The sequence below is a fragment of the Chryseobacterium gossypii genome, from assembly GCF_041361455.1.
GTDB classification, from domain to species: domain Bacteria; phylum Bacteroidota; class Bacteroidia; order Flavobacteriales; family Weeksellaceae; genus Chryseobacterium; species Chryseobacterium gossypii.
Window position 1 is genome coordinate 19,827 of sequence record NZ_JBGCUR010000009.1, and the last position, 18,756, is coordinate 38,582.

At 41.0% G+C, this 18,756-nt stretch carries 16 protein-coding genes; 13 read left to right on the plus strand and 3 right to left on the minus strand.

Annotated elements, in window-relative coordinates:
- The first annotated feature begins 43 nt into the window (after nt 1-43).
- The 6 genes from ABMQ40_RS07045 (at nt 44) to ABMQ40_RS07070 (ending at nt 10,989) form a co-directional block, all read left to right on the plus strand.
- Nucleotides 44-958 (plus strand): ribonuclease Z, encoded by a 915-nt coding sequence (locus ABMQ40_RS07045; protein WP_370897959.1) that lies wholly within the window; start codon nt 44-46, stop codon nt 956-958.
- A gap of 7 nt (nt 959-965) precedes the next feature.
- On the plus strand, nt 966-1,736 hold the full coding sequence (locus tag ABMQ40_RS07050; RefSeq protein ID WP_370897961.1) for a TIGR02757 family protein: 771 nt from the start codon (nt 966-968) through the stop codon (nt 1,734-1,736).
- 13 nt (nt 1,737-1,749) lie between these two features.
- On the plus strand, nt 1,750-2,283 hold the full coding sequence (locus ABMQ40_RS07055; RefSeq protein WP_370897963.1) for a coiled-coil domain-containing protein: 534 nt from the start codon (nt 1,750-1,752) through the stop codon (nt 2,281-2,283).
- Between the two features lie 201 nt (nt 2,284-2,484).
- On the plus strand, nt 2,485-4,812 hold the full coding sequence (locus ABMQ40_RS07060; RefSeq protein ID WP_370897965.1) for a choice-of-anchor L domain-containing protein: 2,328 nt from the start codon (nt 2,485-2,487) through the stop codon (nt 4,810-4,812).
- A 140-nt stretch (nt 4,813-4,952) separates the two neighbouring features.
- Nucleotides 4,953-8,528, plus strand: coding sequence for a choice-of-anchor L domain-containing protein (locus tag ABMQ40_RS07065; RefSeq protein WP_370897967.1), 3,576 nt, complete (start codon nt 4,953-4,955; stop codon nt 8,526-8,528).
- 112 nt (nt 8,529-8,640) lie between these two features.
- On the plus strand, nt 8,641-10,989 hold the full coding sequence (locus tag ABMQ40_RS07070; protein ID WP_370897969.1) for a choice-of-anchor L domain-containing protein: 2,349 nt from the start codon (nt 8,641-8,643) through the stop codon (nt 10,987-10,989).
- A gap of 57 nt (nt 10,990-11,046) precedes the next feature.
- Here ABMQ40_RS07070 and rsmA read toward each other — a convergent pair whose 3' ends face one another.
- Entirely contained in the window at nt 11,047-11,817 is a 771-nt protein-coding gene (gene rsmA, locus ABMQ40_RS07075; protein WP_370897971.1) for a 16S rRNA (adenine(1518)-N(6)/adenine(1519)-N(6))-dimethyltransferase RsmA, read from the minus strand.
- 90 nt (nt 11,818-11,907) lie between these two features.
- Between rsmA and ABMQ40_RS07080 the strand changes: the two genes are divergently transcribed.
- From ABMQ40_RS07080 to rluF, 6 genes are all read left to right on the plus strand, one after another.
- A complete protein-coding gene (locus ABMQ40_RS07080; RefSeq protein WP_370897973.1) occupies nt 11,908-12,807 on the plus strand; it encodes a cell division protein FtsX in 900 nt (299 codons plus the stop codon).
- Nucleotides 12,808-12,810: 3 nt separating this feature from the next.
- Nucleotides 12,811-13,107, plus strand: coding sequence for a DUF3098 domain-containing protein (locus ABMQ40_RS07085; RefSeq protein WP_370897975.1), 297 nt, complete (start codon nt 12,811-12,813; stop codon nt 13,105-13,107).
- 171 nt (nt 13,108-13,278) lie between these two features.
- Nucleotides 13,279-14,097 carry an undecaprenyl-diphosphate phosphatase gene (locus ABMQ40_RS07090; RefSeq protein WP_370897977.1) on the plus strand — a complete coding sequence of 273 codons (819 nt, stop codon included), beginning with the start codon at nt 13,279-13,281 and terminating at the stop codon, nt 14,095-14,097.
- 27 nt (nt 14,098-14,124) lie between these two features.
- Nucleotides 14,125-14,823, plus strand: a complete 699-nt coding sequence (gene truB, locus ABMQ40_RS07095; RefSeq protein ID WP_370897979.1) for a tRNA pseudouridine(55) synthase TruB — start codon at nt 14,125-14,127, stop codon at nt 14,821-14,823.
- Complete coding sequence (locus ABMQ40_RS07100; protein ID WP_370897981.1) at nt 14,820-15,413, plus strand: hypothetical protein; 594 nt, start codon at nt 14,820-14,822, stop codon at nt 15,411-15,413. The genes truB and ABMQ40_RS07100 overlap by 4 nt, the downstream gene beginning before the upstream one ends.
- Nucleotides 15,413-16,135: a 23S rRNA pseudouridine(2604) synthase RluF gene (gene rluF, locus ABMQ40_RS07105; protein ID WP_370897983.1), complete on the plus strand. Its 723-nt coding sequence runs from the start codon at nt 15,413-15,415 to the stop codon at nt 16,133-16,135. The genes ABMQ40_RS07100 and rluF overlap by 1 nt, the downstream gene beginning before the upstream one ends.
- A gap of 66 nt (nt 16,136-16,201) precedes the next feature.
- Here the strand turns inward: rluF and ABMQ40_RS07110 are convergent, their stop codons facing one another.
- Nucleotides 16,202-17,488: a helix-hairpin-helix domain-containing protein gene (locus tag ABMQ40_RS07110; RefSeq protein WP_370897985.1), complete on the minus strand. Its 1,287-nt coding sequence runs from the start codon at nt 17,486-17,488 to the stop codon at nt 16,202-16,204.
- A 142-nt stretch (nt 17,489-17,630) separates the two neighbouring features.
- Complete coding sequence (locus tag ABMQ40_RS07115; protein WP_370897987.1) at nt 17,631-17,975, minus strand: MerR family transcriptional regulator; 345 nt, start codon at nt 17,973-17,975, stop codon at nt 17,631-17,633.
- A gap of 170 nt (nt 17,976-18,145) precedes the next feature.
- Here ABMQ40_RS07115 and ABMQ40_RS07120 point away from each other — a divergent pair, with 170 nt between their 5' ends.
- A complete protein-coding gene (locus tag ABMQ40_RS07120) occupies nt 18,146-18,691 on the plus strand; it encodes a hypothetical protein (protein WP_370897989.1) in 546 nt (181 codons plus the stop codon).
- The last annotated feature ends 65 nt before the right edge of the window (nt 18,692-18,756 follow it).

Below are 18,756 nucleotides of genomic sequence, written 5' to 3' on the forward strand. Positions count from 1 at the left end.
TTTTAGATTTTCTGTCGTACATTTGTTCTAATAAACTATTGATTTGAGCACTTATTTAACGATATTAGGTTTTAATTCAGCGATTCCTACCATCAATTCCTCACCTACGGCGCAGCTTCTGGAAATGGAAGAAAGACATTTCCTGATTGACTGTGGAGAAGGAACCCAGGTTCAGCTGAGAAAGGCCAAAGCAAAATTTTCAAGGATCAATCATATCTTTATTTCACATCTCCATGGGGACCATTGCTTCGGGCTTCCCGGGCTTATCGCTTCATTCAGACTATTGGGCAGGGAAACACCTTTGCATGTTTACGGCCCCAAGGGAATTAAAAATATGCTGGAAACCATCTTTACCATTACCGAAACACACCGTGGTTTTGAGGTGATCTATCATGAGCTGGACAAAGATTATTCTGAAAAGATCTATGAGGATAGCAGGGTAGGGGTGTATACCATCCCGCTGGACCACAGGATTTATTGTAACGGATACCTTTTCAGGGAAAAGCCGAAGGACAGACACCTGAATATGAAGGAAATTGCAAAATATGACGAGATAGAAATCTGTGATTACCATAACCTTAAGGCAGGAAAAGACTTTGTTCTGAGCGATGGATATATACTTAAAAATGAGGTTCTTACCCTTGATCCCGCACCTTCCGTTTCCTACGCTTTTTGCAGCGATACAAGATACTTAGAAAGCGTGATCCCTATTGTGAAAGGCGCAACCGTGCTGTATCATGAATCCACATTTTTACATGATCTGAAGGAAATGGCTGATTATACGGGGCATTCCACAGCCCTGGAGGCAGCTACCATTGCCCGGAAAGCGGAGGTCGGAAAGCTGATTTTGGGACATTTTTCGAACAGGTACGCAGACCTTACGGTATTTACGGATGAAGCGAGAAATGTATTTCCCAATACCTATTTACCAAAAGCCCTGGAGCCCATGAAAATTTAAAATCAGTATGCTACATTTTGAAGAGCTTAGAGACTTCTTAGACGAAAAATCAGACCGGTACAACAACCCGGATTTTATTGAGAACGACCCGATACAAATCCCCCATCGCTTTTCTTTAAAGCAGGATATTGAAATTGCAGGCTTTCTGGCAGCAACCATTTCCTGGGGAAACAGGAAATCTATCATTAGATCCGCAGAAAAGATGCTGGACATAATGGGTAATTCTCCGTATGATTTTGTGCTGAACCATTCGGCGAACGATATACAATATCTTCAGGATAAGAGCATTCACCGGACTTTTAATGGTCAGGATTTTGCATATTTTATAAAACAGTTCAACAGGATCTATAAGGAATACGGAAGTCTGGAAGACCTTTTTAGAACCGAAGGCTCCGAAACGAATTTTCTCCATGCGATTGAGAGGTTCAGAAGCCGTTTCCTGGAAGCCGAAAAGCACAGAAGCCATAAACATGTAAGCTCTCCTTATAAAAATTCTTCAGCCAAAAGGATTGTGATGTTTCTTCGGTGGATGGTGCGAAAGGATAAAAGAGGCGTGGATTTTGGTATCTGGGAAAATACAGACCAGAAGTACCTGTCGATACCTCTAGATGTCCATACAGGAAATATTTCAAGAAAACTGGGATTGGTTACAAGAACCCAGAATGATTGGAAAACGGTGGAGGAGCTGGATGCAACGATCAGGAAATTCGATGAAAAAGATCCTGCCAAATATGATTTTGCCCTTTTTGGCCTGGGGGTAACCAAAGAATTATTATAAAAATAGCGAGAAGATGAAAAAATACAGTGAGAAAGCAGAAGTTTTAGAAAGAATAGCCAATGGCATTACCTGGTGGATAGGATCTATTCCGTCACTTATTGCCCACACCTTATTTTTCATTATTTCATTTCTACTTCCCTTGCTGGGTATTGTTGAATTTGATAAGATGCTTTTGATCCTTACTACGGTAGTTTCACTGGAGGCAATTTATCTGGCGATCTTTATTCAGATGTCCGTCAATAAAAGCCATGAAAAAATTGAGGACATCCAGGAAGATATTGAAGAGATCAGTGAGGATATAGAGGATATTCAGGAAGATATTGAAGAAATTAATGAGGACATTGAAGATATTCAGGAAGATATTGAAGAGATCAATGAAGAAGAGGAAGAGGAGGATCACAATGAAAGGGCCAAAAATGTGATTCTTAAAAGCAATGTCAATTCAAATAAGAATGAGATCAAAGCCTTAAAAGATAAAATCCAGGAGCTTCAGAATAAGATCGATGAGCTGGGTAAAGATGAAGCCGGCATAAAAAATAATGAATAATCTTCTGCGGCAGAAGTTTTTATTTTTATAAAGTATTATTTATAGAATAAATTTCTCTATTGCTAATAAATAATAAATTATTTTTGATAATCTTGATAATTCTAATAATTTAATATGAATTTTAATTTAAAAAAATGTTATTTTTGAACAAATAATAATAAAATGTTAAACTATAGATTGAAAAATTACTTTTTCTTTTTTATGTTTCTGTTTGCTTCTACTTTGGTATTCTCTCAGAATGCGCAGAGAAAACCTCAAAAGGAAAAGCTTTCAGCGGCAAGCAAGAAATCAGGAGTATTCATAGACGTTAATGCTCCCTCCTATGCAGCTTCCAGTTATACTCCCGAACAACTTGTAAAAGATATTCTTATCAATGGAGGAACAAACTGTACGACACCAAACGTGACGAATGTAACGGTGACTCCAAACCATGCGGTGACTAATAATGACAGATTTTGGGGATATTTCAATAAAGGTACCACAAACTTTCCGTTTAATGACGGGATCGTTCTGACTACCGGGTATGCCAGGGAAGCAGGTAATACTGCGGAAGCCAATACCCTTGGAGGCCAGATAGCGTATGGGCAGAGTGATCCTGATCTTGTAGCGGCAACCAATCCAAGCCAGGAACTGCATGATGCTGTAATACTTGAGTTTGATTTTGTGCCAAACTCTAACCAGGTAAAGTTTAATTATCTGTTTGTTTCTGAAGAATATACCAGCACTTTTCCATGCTCAGGATATTCAGATGCCTTTGCACTGTTGCTGAAGCCGGTGGGTAGTACTACCTATACCAATTTAGCCGTTTTGCCTAATGGAGCCGGCCCTGTAAGTGTAACGAATATCGTACCGAATCCGCCTTATTCCTGTGGACCGATCAATGCCCAATACTTCGGCGGACAAAACAGTGCGAATATCGAAACCAACTACAATGGAAAAACAATTCCTCTGACAGCAATAGCTGATGTAACTCCGGGAGTAGCCTACCATTTCAAAATGGTTTTGGCTGATGCAGGAGACCAGGGCTATGATTCAGCGGTATTTCTGGAAGGAGGCTCTTTCGACATAGGAATTAAGATTGTGGACGAAACCGGAGCGGTTTTACCGGATACTATTCCAATGTGCGATAATACTCCGCAAAATTTAACGGCACAGGTTGCAACCGTGCCGGGCATGACTTTCCAATGGTATAAAGACGGGGCTCCTATCAGTGGCGCTACCAATATTACATATATAGCCACCCAGCCGGGTGTTTATGAGGTGAAAGTTTCCGTTCCCGGGAACCAGTGTCCGGGGTCGGCAACGGTTACCATTGTCGGAGGTACAACGCCGCAAGCTCAAAACGCTACGTTAAAGCTTTGTACCACCCCGAGTGTAATTACCTTTAACCTGAATGACGCGATACCATCGATCACAACTACTACGGGAGCCGTATTGCACTTCTATGAGGACCAGGCGGATGCAACAGCCCAAAATGACAACTACCTTTCTGATGCGGCTGTGGCCAGTTATAATGGTACGGATGGGCAAGTACTGTACGTAGTGGTTTCAAACGGAGGATTCTGTAGCAAGATGGTTACTTTAACTCTGGAAAAGGAAGAGACACCTGTAGCTCAGCTTACAGCCTCCAAAACAAGGATCTGTTCAGGAGAGTCTGCTATTTTAACGGCTGCCGGCGGAGCAACCTATTTATGGGATAACAATCTGTCCGGTACAGGAAATATACAAACGGTAAGCCCTACCCAAACCACTACCTATACGGTATATGCAATAGGTCCTAAAGGATGCCAGTCTTTGCAGCCGGCGACAATAACCATAGAGGTGGTTCCTGCAATTGACTCAGACCTTTCAGGAGGAATGATCTGTACCGGGGACCAGATAACGCTGGATGCGGGAACAGGACCAAATTATACCTACTCATGGAATACTGGCTCAACGACACAAACCATTACGGTGGGTACTCCGGGAACCTATACTGTGACCATCAATAATGGTGTCTGCAGCAAAGTGTTTACCACACAGGTAATCCAGGCGATCATTCCTGAAGTTATCAAAGTAGATTACAGTGATAATGGTACAATGATTATCACCGCGAGCAATCCGAGCAACGGGCCGTTGGAATATTCAGTAGATAACGGGGCAACATGGCAGGATTCCAATGTTTTCTCCAACGTTCCTAGAAATACGGTGATCTCTATCAGGGTAAGAGTGAAGAAAACAAGCTGTGTAGGCTTTTTAGAATACTTCACCTTCGTAATGCAGAACGTGATCACTCCTAACGGAGATAATATTAATGATATAATTGACTTCAGAGGTGTAAGTGATTATAAAGATTTCAAAGCAAGTATATTTGACCGTTACGGAAAAGAGGTTTTCAAGGCGGAGAAAACAAGACCTTATTGGGATGGCTATTTCCAGGGAAAACGTCTTCCTACTTCATCCTACTGGTATCAGGTAACATTTGAAGACCCGGCCAGTAAACAAACGGCAGTGAAGACCGGCTGGATATTGCTGAAAAATTTAGAATAATACTTAAAGATAAAAAGATAAAAAGGCTAACGTATCGTTAGCCTTTTTTATCTTTTGGCTAATATGGTATTGGAACCTGAAATATAAATTAATAACAATTCTAATAAAAAAAATAGTATTTTTGTTTAAAATACCATAAAATGTTAAATAGAAGAACAAGAAATCTATTTTTAGCTTTATTTTTAGTTCTTGTAGGCAATTCTGCGTTTTCCCAGGTCAGGAAGAATCGTATGGCCCAGCCTACATCTTCAACTATGAAAGCGGGTGCTTTCATAGATGTAAATACAGCTAATTATCCTGAATCCAGCTATAATATCACCCAATTGGTTAAAGATGTTCTTATTGCAGGAGGTTCTACTTGTTCTACAGCTAATGTAAGTAATGTAAACGTATCGCCCAATCTTGCTGCCAGTGATCAGACCAGAAGCTGGGGCTTTTTCAATAAAGGAACTACTAACTTTCCTTTTGAAAAGGGGATTGTTCTTATTACCGGGCAGGCCCGGAAATCCGGAAATACATTTCAGTCTGCCAATCTGGGAGATGCTTTGCCGACAATAGGGGATGCTGATCTGGCAGCTGCTTTGGGTGTGCCAAACAGCAGCCTCAAGGATGCAACCTTTATAGAGTTTGACTTTGTTCCCACTTCTACGGAAGTTTCATTCAGATATATATTTGCTTCTGAAGAATACGATAATAATTTCCCATGTACCATTTCAGACGGGTTTGCTCTGTTATTGAGACCGGCCTCCGGAGGACCCTATACCAATCTTGCTGTTCTGCCGAACGGGGCAGGACCGGTGAGCGTAACGAATATCGTGCCTTCAAATTATTCCTGTGGTCCCATTAATGAACAGTATTTCGGCGGACAGAACACTGCCAATATAGAGACCAATTTCAGTGGACGTACAGTTCCCCTGACCGCTAAAGCTACCGTTACTCCCGGAGTGACTTATCATTTTAAAATGGTACTGGCAGATTATCAGGATTCAAATTATGATTCAGGGGTTTTCCTGGAAGCGGGCTCATTCAATATAGGTGTTTCCCTTTTAGACCCTGCGGGAGTTCAGTTGCCTTCTTCCATCAATGTATGTGATAACGCACCGCAAACTTTCACGGCTTCTACTCAGGTGCCTAACGCAACCTATCAGTGGCTGTTCAATAATAATCCGATTCCCGGAGCTACCAGTGCAAGCTACACAGCCACACAGCCTGGTCTGTACACTGTTCAGGTGTTTATTCCGGGGAATTCATGTCCGGGAACGGCAAGTGTAACCATTGTTGGCGGAACATCACCTACCGTACAAAATGCAACACTGACATCCTGCTATACGCCGGGGCTTGTAACTTTTAACCTCACCACAGCTCAATCCGCCATAAGCACGACGCCGGGCGCTACATTCTCTTACTATGTGAACCAGGCTGATGCCAATGCCGGGAACGGAAATACTATTGCCACCCCTACAGCATTTTCGAGCAACGGACAAACAGTATATGTACTTGTTAAAAACGGTTTCTGTTCCAAAGTAGCCGAGCTGCATCTGGTGAAAGCTCCCCAGATGACGGCAACCATCGCTCCGCCTACGGTGCTCACCTGCAACAATTCTCAGATAACGTTGGATGCTTCCGCTTCAGTGTATCCGGCAGGATCTACATTTGCCTGGACAACAACCGGTGGAAATATTGTTTCAGGAGGAGATACATTGACGCCGGTGGTAAATCTGGCAGGAACATATACCTTAACCATATCCAACACATACCAACCAGGAAATGTAACCTGTACAGCAACGGCCAGTGTTACCGTTACCGGTGACAGTGCGCCTCCTACTACGGGGCTTACAGCTTCTAAAGTGCTTATCTGTGCCGGTGAATCGGTAACTTTAACCGCTTCGGGAGGAGCAACCTATAACTGGGTAGGACTGCCGGGGAATGGAAGTACGCAGACGGTAACTCCTGCCACAACTACAACTTATACTGTAACAGCGGTAGGAGCCAATGGATGTGTTTCGCAAAATCCTGCAACCATAACCATCGAAGTTTCCCAACCGATTACCGTACAGAATGCGGTATTACTGAAATGTTACCAGCCGGGTAATATCACCTATGATCTAACTTCTGCCCAGCCGCAGATTACTACGGTTCCGGGAGTTACTTTTACCTATTATGTGAATCAGGCTGATGCCAATGCCGGAAATGCCAATACTATTGCAACACCTACCGCTTTCCCCAGCGCAGGAAACCAGACTGTTTATGTTTTAGTGAAAAACGGAGGCTGTAGCTATGTAGTCAGCCTGCAACTATTGAAGACGGCAGAAACAACCTTAACGGTGAATACGCCACAGAATATTACATGTACAACCAGCCAGGTTACCCTGAATGCGTCATCCTCGATCATTCCTGCAGGCTCTACAATCGCCTGGACCACTACCGGAGGAAACATCGTTTCGGGAGCAGATACTTTGACCCCGGTAGTTGATGCCGGTGGGGTATATACTTTAACAGTGACTAATGTATCCCAGCCTGGAAATCTGTCATGTGTCTATACAGCAAATGTTACGGTGACTGAGGATAAGGTACTTCCGGTTGCCGGCCTTACATCTTCTGTTGCCCAGATCTGCGTGGGCGAATCTGTAACGCTTACAGCAACAGGAGGAGCCACATATAACTGGACCGGACTACCGGGGAACGGGAATACCCAGGTAGTATCCCCTACGGTTACAACTACCTATACGGTTTATGCAGTAGGAGCCAATGGCTGTATATCGGCCAATCCTGCAACAGTTACAGTAGTTGTGGGACCTCCTACAGCACAAATTTCAGCTTCTCCAACGAAGATATGCGCAGGGGAATCAGTGACCTTAACAGCTTCGGGTGGTATTACTTATAACTGGGTAGGACTTCCGGGGAACGGAAATACGCAGGTAGTTACACCTACCACCACCACTACATATTCAGTATACGCATTGGGAGGGAATGGCTGTAGCTCTGTAGACCCGGCTACAATTACGATCGAAGTGGTGCCGGCAATTACCTCAACATTGGAAGATGTGTATGTCTGTGCAGGAGATACGGGAATTTTAGATGCCGGATCAGGTCCTAATTATACCTATGTGTGGAGTACGGGAGCCACTACTCAGACTATTTCTACCAATATTCCGGGAACCTACAGTGTAACCATCAGTAATGGAACCTGTTCCAAGACATTCTCAGCCCAATTGTTGAACCCTGAATTGCCACAGTTTACAAATATTGTCTATGAAAATCATGTGCTGACCTTAACAGCAACCAATCCTACAGGAGGCATATTGGAATATTCTATCGATGGCGGACTAACCTGGCAGACTTCTAATATTTTCTACAATGTTTTAGACAATACAAGCTATACCCTGATGGTAAGGGTTAAAGATGCAAAATGTAGTAACAGCCTGGAATACTTTACCTTTGTCATCCCTAATGTCATTACACCAAATTCCGATGGACACAATGATGTAATAGACTTTTCAGGTATCAGCAAATACAATAATTTTGCAGCCTCTGTCTTCAATAGATACGGACAGGAGATATTCAAGGCTACCAAATCCGATGCGGTATGGAAAGGAAACTTGAAAGGCCTGAATCTCCCGACAGCGACCTATTGGTACAGGGCACAATGGGAAAATCCGGCGAGTAAAAAGCTGGAGCTTCGTACCGGCTGGATCTTGTTAAAAAATAGAAATTAATTTTGTGAAAATATGTTAAAGTCTTCCAATTCGGAAGACTTTAACATTAAAAAAAATAAATATGTGTGTGGTATATTTAAAAAAAAATTAAATTTGTTAAAACAAAATTATTATGAAGAGATATCTACTATTGTTTTCCTTTTTTTTAGTCTCGGCGAATTTCTATTCGCAAAATGTTACCCCCAGAAAACCCCAAAAGGAGCTTAAATCCCCACTAACGATGAAAGCAGGCGCTTTTATTGATGTGAATGCGCCTTCATATACAGAAACAAATTATAATATTACACAATTGGTAAAAGATGTCTTGATCTCATCCGGAACCAATTCGTGTGTAACCCCCAATGTTTCCAATGTTCAGGTAACGCCTAATTTACCTGCTAATAATGCAAACAGATCCTGGGGATATTTTCACAAAGGGACCACGGCATTTCCGTTTAAGGATGGTATTATACTTTCTACAGGTTATGCCAACAAGGGAGGTAATAACTTCATTGGTAGTACTCTTAGTGACAATGTAGGTACAGGGAGTGATGCAGACCTGGTAGCGGCCACCAATCCTTCCAGACCTCTTAATGATGCCGTTGTTCTGGAATTTGACTTCGTTCCTACATCATCACAGGTAAAATTTAATTATTTATTTGCATCAGAAGAATATACAGGATCATTTCCATGCAGTTATTCTGACGCATTTGCTTTATTATTAAGACCTGTAGCGGGTGGCCCTTACGTAAATATGGCTGTGTTGCCTAGCGGTGCGGGACCGGTAAGTGTGACAAATATCCACCCAGCGATCCCGGGTTCCTGTGGGGCAGTGAATGAAGCCTTCTTTGGAGGATACAACACCTCGAATATAGAAACGAACTTTAACGGTAGAACGATTCCTCTTACAGCGACAGCAACCGTAGTTCCGGGACAGGCCTACCATTTCAAAATGGTATTGGCTGATGCAGGAGATACTGCATATGACTCGGCGGTTTTCCTGGAAGGAGGTTCCTTCAATATCGGTGTTGAATTATTGGATCCTTCAGGGGCTACTTTACCTTCAGAAATCAATGTTTGTGATAATGAACCTCAGGTTATAACGGCATCGGTAAGTGATCCGAATCTTGCCTATCAGTGGTACCATAACGGAACCCTTGTACAAGGAGCCACTACCAATACCATAACCGCCGTGCAGCCTGGAACCTATACCATTGAAGTGAGTGTTCCCGGAAATCCGTGCCCGGGTACGGCCAGCATCACCATCCATGGAGGAACTACACCAACGGCACAGGATGCAACACTTCTGCTCTGTGCAACACCGGATATTACTACTTTTGATTTAAGTACGATAATGCCTGCCATAAGCCCGACGCCGGGAGCTGTATTCCATTTTTATGAAGTTCAGGCCGATGCGCTGGCTCAAAATGATAATTATATTAACAATATATTAAACTACGACGGAACTGACGGCCAGATCCTGTATGTAGTGGTTTCCAACGGAGGCTTTTGTAGTAAAATGGTGGAACTCACCCTGCAAAAAGAAACTACTCCAACGGCACACGTTGTGGCTTCCAAGCTGAAAATCTGCCCCGGAGATTCTGTAGATCTGACGGCTACCGGAGGTACGACTTACCAATGGAGTAATTTCCCGGGAACCGGTAACACCCAGACTGTTACTTTATATAATACAACCACATTCACCGTTTATGCAGTAGGACCTAAAGGATGTGTCTCACTACAGCCGGCAACCATTACAGTAGAAGTTGTACCGGAAATCACATCACCTCTTGCTGATGTAGAAATGTGTATCGGGGACAGAATCACTTTAGACGCTGGCGCGGGTCCTAATTACACCTATCTGTGGAGTACAGGTGAAACCACACAGACCATCGACGTAGATCAATTGGGAATCTATACCGTTACCATTGATAATGGTTACTGTACCAAAACATTTACCGCTAAAGTACTGGCTGCGGCATCACCATTTATTACTAACCTTGATTACGGAAATAATACGTTGACAATTACAGCTGAAAGCCCGATGATCAATAACATCCCGACCACCGTAGAATATTCTATTGATGGTGGTATTACATGGCAGAACTCAAATGTATTCACCGGTTTACAGAATAATACCAATTATAACATACAGGTAAGAACAGTGGGAACACACTGCGTAGGAGCGCTTGAATTCTTTACTCTTCAGATAGCGAATATCATCACTCCAAACCAGGATGGAATCAATGATGTTCTGGATCTTTCGGCTCTTGGAGACTTTAAAAACTTTACAGGTTCTATCTTCGACAGATACGGAGCTGAAATGTTCAGATTCTCCAAACAAAATGCGATTTGGGACGGAACGGTAGGAGGTAAGAGACTTCCAACGGCAACTTACTGGTATAAGTTTAATTTTGAATATCCGAAATCAAAAGCCCAGATGAACTGGTCCGGATGGATTATGCTTAAAAACAGAGAATAAATAATCGATAATGCATAAAAAAAGCCTGGCAATTTAGAGAGCCGGGCTTTTTTATTTTTATTGGTGTTCTTTCCAGAGCCGGGTGAAAGATATGAAATCCTGCACACTCAGCTCTTCAGCCCGTTTATCCATAAACTCATGAGTCTTTAATGCTTCGGGGATATTTAATATTTTCAGGGCGTTGGAAAGCTTTTTTCTTCTCTGGTTGAAGCCGGCTTTTACAATTTGCTTGAAGAGGATCTCATTCCCCGTCAAACCTTCTTTCGCATGTCTCTTCAGCTGAATAACGCCGGATTTTACCTTTGGCGGCGGATTGAAAACATTTTCATGAACGGTGAACAGGTAAGAGACGTCATAATATGCCTGTACCAGGACCGAAAGAATACCGTAATCTTTTGTACGCGGAATGGCAGCCGTCCTTTCAGCAACTTCTTTCTGGAACATGCCCACCATTTCAGGAATCAGGGTATAATGATCAATGATCTGGAATAATATCTGTGAGGAAATATTATAAGGAAAATTCCCTATGATTGCTATCTGCTCTCCATTCACAAAATTAAAATCCTGCTTCAGGAAATCTCCCACAAAAGTTTTTTCCGTGATCTCAGAATAATTATTCTTTAAATATTCAATAGACTCCTCATCAATTTCTGCCAGGTAAATATTATGATTCTTTTTAAGAAGATATTTGGTAAGAACACCCATTCCAGGGCCTACTTCCAGGATGTTATTGTAATTCTCAAAGCTTAAGCTTTCTACAATTTTCCTTGCGATGTTTTCATCCGTCAAAAAATGTTGACCGAGATGTTTTTTTGCTTTTATACTCAATGTTTTTATGATTTTATTAACAATGATTTTCCTTTTTTCGTCTCAAATTTCGGAAGTTTTTTTCTATTTTAGCCAAAAATTTTAATATTAATGGCTAAATCTGTAGATGAGTTTAATAAGAAAAGACTTCGGTCCAGCAATATTACAGTAGTAATAAGTATTGCCTTAGTGTTATTTTTGTTGGGGTTAATGGGGCTTATTTTGATCAATGCTCAAAAGTACTCCGATTATATCAAGGAACAGCTGGTGGTAAATGCTTATTTTGATGAAAATTATGATGCTAAGGATTCTGTGAAAATTGCGAAGCTGGAAGAAGAGACTTTTAAAAAGATACAGACTTTGGCTCCTGTAAAAAAGGCGACTTACATCTCCAGGGAAATGGCTGCCAAAGAAGCCAAAGCCAGCATGGGAATAGACAGTGATGCTCTTTTTGAGGAAAACATCTTCCCTTCTTCTGTGGAAGTAGCTTTAAAGCCTGAATATGTAGATCCGGCCAAAATTGATGAAGCCATAAAGATCATTAAATCTGTTCCGGGCATTGTAGATGTTAAGAATGACAGTACCCTGATGGTAGATGTTTATAACAACCTGAGCAGAATATTGAAGTGGATCTTCGGCTTTTCTATGTTATTCCTGATTTTAGCGGTGGTTCTGATTAACAACTCGATCCGTTTGAAAATATTCTCAAAGAGATTTATCATCAAAACAATGCAGCTGGTAGGGGCAAAGAGAAGATTTATCCTGAAGCCGTTTATTGTGGAGGCAGTTATACTTGGAGCCATAGGAGCTGTCATTGGGCTTTTGGTCTTGTTTGGCGTATGGTATTATTTTACCAACCAGATCGGCTCATCTTTTGCCCAGGAAAACGATCAATACCTCTGGCTGGTTTTACTGGTATTAGGTGTTGGGATACTGATCACCGTTTTAAGTACGGTTATTGCCACCTGGAGATTCTTAAGAACAAACGTTGACGACTTATATTACTCTTAGAAAATGAGCAAAAAAACAAATAAATTTTCTGCAGCCAATTTTGGTAAAGAAACCGAGACCCCGCAGGAAAATACCTATTATTTCGGGCAACAGAATTTTAAATGGATGCTGATAGGCCTCGCGTTCATTGTGGTAGGATTTCTGCTGATGATGGGTGCCGATGCCAATACTGTAGACGGGAAATATGATCCCAATTCATGGAATGATGGTATTTTCTCCATCCGAAGAATCAGGATAGCCCCGCTATTTGTAGTAATAGGTTTTATTATTGAAGGATACGCAATTTTAAAAAGAAAATAATCAGATTGATTTAGGATTAAAAAAATTAAGAACTAAAAGATTCATTGGTTCAAAAAATTAAATATTAATTAATTGCAAGGGTGGAATTGACTGTTTTGTTCTGCAGATTGATGTTTAATTATTCCGGTCTTTAATTCTTAATTTTTTTAATCTTTTATTTGTAAAAGAACTATGGATTTAGTCAAAGCAATTATTATTGCCATTATAGAAGGGCTTACAGAGTATCTTCCGATCTCTTCTACGGCGCACATGGGATTTACGGCAAGCTTAATGGGATTACAGGAAGATGAGTTTTTAAAGATGTTTCAGGTATCCATTCAGTTCGGAGCCATTTTATCCGTAGTGGTAGCTTATTGGAAAAAATTCTTTGACTTTAACAATCTGCAGTTTTATTTTAAACTGAGTTTTGCGGTGGTTCCCGCTTTGGTTCTTGGATATCTGTTTGACGATAAGATAGAAGCCGTTCTCGGCAATCAGATTGCCATTTCTTCGGTCCTGGTTTTAGGCGGGATCATTCTGTTGTTTGCGGACAAATGGTTTAAAGATTCCCGGATTGATGATGAAAAGGGAATTACGGTAAGGAATGCCATTACAATAGGGTTCTGGCAATGTCTGGCCATGATGCCGGGGACCAGCAGAAGTGCAGCGTCTATCATCGGAGGGATGGCTCAGGGGCTTACCAGAAAAGCGGCCGCTGAATTTTCATTTTTCCTGGCTGTACCTACCATGCTGGCAGTTACGGTATATTCGGTTTTCCTTAAAACATGGGGAAAAGAAACGGGGAATCCCCAAAAAGGATATGAAATGATTCTTTCATCACAAGATCACATCACTATTTTCATTATAGGAAATGCAGTGGCGTTCATTGTAGCGCTAATAGCGATCAAGGCCTTTATCGGGATGCTGAATAAATACGGCTTCAAACCCTGGGGCTGGTATCGTATCTTTGTAGGGCTGGCCTTGCTGATTTACTTTTATTGGTTTAAATAACCGCTATTCATCATCTATTATTTATTCATGACGACTGAAGATTTACTGTCAGGACAGATATTTTTATTGGACAAGCCTTTGGACTGGACCTCTTTCCAGGCGGTCAATAAAATGAAATACAAACTTAAAAGAGAATTTAAGCTTCCTAAAAAATTCAAAATCGGGCATGCCGGGACCCTGGATCCTAAAGCTACCGGTCTCCTGATCGTCTGCTGTGGCAAATTCACAAAAAAAATCCCCGAGATACAGGATGCTCCCAAAGAATACCGTACCGAAATCAAAATCGGAGTCCAGACGGAATCCTATGATACTGAAAAACCTGAGATCCTTCATCAGGATATCTCACATGTTTCCGAAGTGCAGATAAAAGAAGTTCTGGACCGGTTTGTAGGGGAGATAGAGCAAAAACCTCCTGTTTTTTCAGCGATAAAAATAGACGGAGAAAGAGCCTACAACCTTGCCAGGGCCGGCGAAGAAGTAGAGATGAAATCAAGAAAAACAACTATTTTTTATATTAAAGATATTGTAACAGACCTGCCTTTTGTTAGCTTTACGGTAGGCTGTTCCAAAGGGACCTATATCCGCAGCCTCGCCCATGACATCGGACAGGAATTGGGAACAGGAGCATATTTGACGCAACTGAGGCGTACGAAGATCGGGGAATATCATGTTGAGAATGCAACCTCCAGATTTCTTGACAACGATTTTAAGTTTGAAATGATATGAAGCACAATCTATTTCTTTTCCTGATCCTTTTTTCATTTTCCAGGCTCTTTTCTCAGGAAGCTGAGTCCCGGAAACCTAAAATGGGATTTTATTTTAATCCGTCACTTAATGCCGGCTATAACCTCGGGAACAGCATTAAAGATAGTCAGAACAAAGATTCTCAGTATTATCAGCAATATGTGGCTCCTTATCTGCCCAATAAGTTTACCTATGGTATCTCTGTAATCGGCGGATATAACTTTCTACCCAACTTTGCTCTCGGTACAGGATTGAAATACAGCTTTGTTGCAGATAATTTTCATCTGATCTATTGGGTGATCCAGCCTAAATTTATTTTTAATCCGGGCGAAGAGCCTTTTTTTATAGAACTTAATTATGGAAGACAAATCAACCATACGGCAGTGTCGGAATCGGAATTTTGGGGTGTAAAGCTTGGGAAGCAGATCTCATATTCGAAAAGGCTGAGCCAGGAGGTGGGTCTTATTTTTGAAGGTCCTAAGTTTGACAGCTCTAATGCCGTATTCATAGGCTTAAGCTATGGAATTGTAATATTCAGCAATAAAAACTATACTGTTTACGGACAAGACTAATGGAAAAAATACGTATCAACAAATACCTTTCAGAGGTGGGCTACTGCTCAAGACGGGCCGCTGATAAACTTCTGGAAGAAGGAAGAATAAAGATCAACGGTGAAATTCCTGAGCTGGGAACGAAAGTTTCTGATGAAGATATCGTGGAAGTTGACGGAAAACCTGTTCGTGAATCCCAGGATAAGCCTGTTTATATAGCCTTCAATAAACCGGTTGGAATTGTCTGTACAACAGATACCAAACGTGAGAAAAATAATATTGTAGACTATATTAACCATCCGAAAAGAATCTTTCCCATCGGAAGGCTGGATAAGCCGAGTGAAGGATTGATACTCCTGACCAGCGACGGTGATATTGTCAATAAGATTTTAAGGGCCAGAAATAACCATGAGAAAGAATATCTGGTAAGGGTAGATAAGCCCATAACGCCAAAATTCCTGGAGAAAATGCGAAATGGGGTACCCATTCTGGATACGGTAACCAGAAAATGTGAAGTCGAAAAAATTGATGAAATGAATTTCCGGATTGTTCTTACGCAAGGATTGAACAGGCAGATCCGGAGAATGTGTGAATTTTTGGGATATGAAGTGAAAAAACTGAAGCGCATCCGGATCATGAATATTAAGCTGGACCTTCCCGTAGGGAAATGGAGAGATTTGACTGTAGAAGAACTTTCCATTCTGAACGGACTTCTTGAAGGCTCAAGTAAAACTGTGGATTGAGGTAATTGAGAGTTATGAATTATGAGTTATAAGTTTATCGCACATAATCAATTCATAACTTATAACTCATCTCAAATAAAGCTTCATTCTTGCCTCATATTCCGGCTTTATTTTCAATAGTTTCCAGATTTTCTTTTCATCACGTTCACTTACTCTGTAAAAAATGATTTTATCGGCAGAATATCTGAAATAAGGATGGTTTTTCAGCCATTCTTCTGGGGCGTCGTGTAATGTATATCTGGGAACACCGGAAGTATCCAGCGGGGTGACTGAAAGTAATTTCTGCACCAGTTCCTTGTTGATATTATAAGTGTCCAGGATCTGCTGTTTACTCATAAATCCGCCGAGCTTTCTTCTGAAGCCGATAATGGAGCCTGCGCTTCTTTCATCCAGTCCGAATTCCAGAAGCTGCCTGAAGGTAATGGAGTTCAGGTCGGTTTTTGAGAAATCTGTTTTTTCCTGCTGGATATCTGTCCTGTCATTCCTATGCATTGTCGCCGGATTTAATCTGAGGTAAGGTTTCAGCTGTTTGAACCTTTCATCTGAAATGACATAACATTTCCGGATATCTTCCAGATTTTTGAAACTCCCTTTTAAAGTATTGTCCCGGTAATTAATGATGGTTTTGGCCTGTTTGTCGGAAAATCCTAGATCTATCCAGTCTTTCGCCGTGGTAAGGTTGGGATCAAAAGCGGTATAGGGAATGCCATGCTTTCCTGTATGTAAGGTTTTTGCAGGGTTTTTCCGGTTGGAAGGACTTTTTTCCGGCAATATGATATAAGGAGCCATTTTCCGGTAATTTTCCTCGCTGATAACGAAGCATTCCTTAAGTTTTTCCTTGCTTATAAAGCTTCCGCCAAGATAGCTTTTATACTTTAGAATGGCTTGTGCCTGTTTTTTGGTGAATCCCATCCGGATCCAGTCGTCAGCAGAAAGCTGATCGGGATCAAATTGATTAGAAACAGTGACTGTGTTTTCAGGATTTCTGATCACTTCATGATCCGCCTTTGCCTGTTCCGGAAGAAGAATATAATCTTCCAGTTCAGCGAACTTTTCCGGGGAAATGGCATAGCACTTCCGGAGCTGGTCTTTTGAAGCAAAGCTTCCGCCAATGACTTTTTTATATTTAAGAATAACGGAAGCCTGCGCCGGTGAAAAGCCCAGATTCTGCCATTGCTTTGCACCTAGGTCATTAGGGTTGAATCCAGATAAACTTGAAGGATGATTATCCGGAATAAAGGTGATATCAGAAAAATCCGTTTTCTTTTCACTTGTATAATTCTGATAAGTGAAAAGAATGATCAATAGCATTCCCATGAACGCCATATGCTGGTAATAATTCTTTCTCATCATTGTAAACTTAAATAATAAAACTTAAATTTTCAATGAATGAGAGGTAAAAAGTTGATTTCCAGGTGATTTTAAATAAAAATTACCCGTTTAGGTTATTGACGTAAACTTAAAATTATATTTTGGAAAATTATTTAAAGCTATACTATTCCGTATCCCTTTCCACCAGCGAATCCTTAAGCTTTAATAATTCAGCTTTTACAAATTCCAGGCGGTCGATTAAAGTAATGGTTTCGGAAATTTTACTGTTGGTGGCCAAAGCAATTCTGGCTCCGTCCAATGTATAGCCTTTCTCTTTGACGAGATGGTAAATGATCTGAAGGTTTTTAATATCTTCAGGCGTGAAATAGCGGTTTCCTTTTTTATTTTTTTTAGGCTTAATGATAGGAAATTCCTGTTCCCAGTACCGTATCAGTGAAGTGTTTACATCAAATGCCTTAGCGACTTCTCCTATGGAATAATACAGTTTGTCAGGTAAATTTATCTTCATTTTCTAAATCCTAGAACCCAAAGATAAAGATTTTTTAAAATTTCCTGCAAATATATCTTTTTTGAAGAGTTGCAGATCACTTTCCTATATTAATAATCCATAGGAGTGGAAAAGAAGTGAAGCGAATGATTTTTTTTAATAAATTAGTGATTATCAAAAAAATACAATATATGAAATATTATTTCTTTATTTCCGCGCTGATCATTCCGGTTATAGGATTTTCACAATGGACAAAGACTGAACTGAAGGCCCGGAAAGTTAAAAAATTGCAGGAAAAATTAGAATTTAAGAGTCTTTATTCATTAGACATGAACAGGCTTAAAGCTGCCTTGAGCAGCGCACCTGCCCGCTTTTCCAACGCAAAAGGAGTGATCATTTCACTTCCTACCGTGAGTGGAAAGCTGGAAAAGTTTCAGGTTTGGGAATCTTCAAACATGGCTCCAGAGCTTCAGATGAAAAATCCTGATATAAGATCTTATGTGGGAACAGGCATAGAAGATCCTTCAGCTTATTTGAGATTCAGCGTATCGCCGGTTGGTTTTTCTTCGATGATTACCCGTTCGGGAATGTCAGAGTTTATTGAACCCTATACTGAAGACAGAACAGTTTATGCCGTTTTTGATTCCAATGCAAGGAGAAACCAGGATAAAGGACCTTTTGAATGCAGTGCGATTGATGATCGGCAGAAGAATTCCATTAAAAGACACTGCGAATAAAATACTGTGGGATCTTTAGACTGGCATTAGACTGTGCATAGAATAGGTATAACTGACCTGTTCTT

Excerpts from the sequence above, each read along its gene's own strand:
- rluF (WP_370897983.1), top strand. The coding sequence starts at position 15,413 with ATGGAAAAAATACGTATCAACAAATACCTTTCAGAGGTGGGCTACTGC.
- ABMQ40_RS07085 (WP_370897975.1), top strand. The coding sequence starts at position 12,811 with ATGAGCAAAAAAACAAATAAATTTTCTGCAGCCAATTTTGGTAAAGAA.
- truB (WP_370897979.1), top strand. The coding sequence starts at position 14,125 with ATGACGACTGAAGATTTACTGTCAGGACAGATATTTTTATTGGACAAG.
- ABMQ40_RS07055 (WP_370897963.1), top strand. The coding sequence starts at position 1,750 with ATGAAAAAATACAGTGAGAAAGCAGAAGTTTTAGAAAGAATAGCCAAT.
- ABMQ40_RS07100 (WP_370897981.1), top strand. The coding sequence starts at position 14,820 with ATGAAGCACAATCTATTTCTTTTCCTGATCCTTTTTTCATTTTCCAGG.
- ABMQ40_RS07065 (WP_370897967.1), top strand. The coding sequence starts at position 4,953 with ATGTTAAATAGAAGAACAAGAAATCTATTTTTAGCTTTATTTTTAGTT.
- ABMQ40_RS07050 (WP_370897961.1), top strand. The coding sequence starts at position 966 with ATGCTACATTTTGAAGAGCTTAGAGACTTCTTAGACGAAAAATCAGAC.
- ABMQ40_RS07060 (WP_370897965.1), top strand. The coding sequence starts at position 2,485 with ATGTTTCTGTTTGCTTCTACTTTGGTATTCTCTCAGAATGCGCAGAGA.
- ABMQ40_RS07070 (WP_370897969.1), top strand. The coding sequence starts at position 8,641 with ATGAAGAGATATCTACTATTGTTTTCCTTTTTTTTAGTCTCGGCGAAT.
- ABMQ40_RS07110 (WP_370897985.1), bottom strand. The coding sequence starts at position 17,488 with ATGATGAGAAAGAATTATTACCAGCATATGGCGTTCATGGGAATGCTA.
- ABMQ40_RS07080 (WP_370897973.1), top strand. The coding sequence starts at position 11,908 with ATGGCTAAATCTGTAGATGAGTTTAATAAGAAAAGACTTCGGTCCAGC.
- ABMQ40_RS07120 (WP_370897989.1), top strand. The coding sequence starts at position 18,146 with ATGAAATATTATTTCTTTATTTCCGCGCTGATCATTCCGGTTATAGGA.
- ABMQ40_RS07115 (WP_370897987.1), bottom strand. The coding sequence starts at position 17,975 with ATGAAGATAAATTTACCTGACAAACTGTATTATTCCATAGGAGAAGTC.
- ABMQ40_RS07090 (WP_370897977.1), top strand. The coding sequence starts at position 13,279 with ATGGATTTAGTCAAAGCAATTATTATTGCCATTATAGAAGGGCTTACA.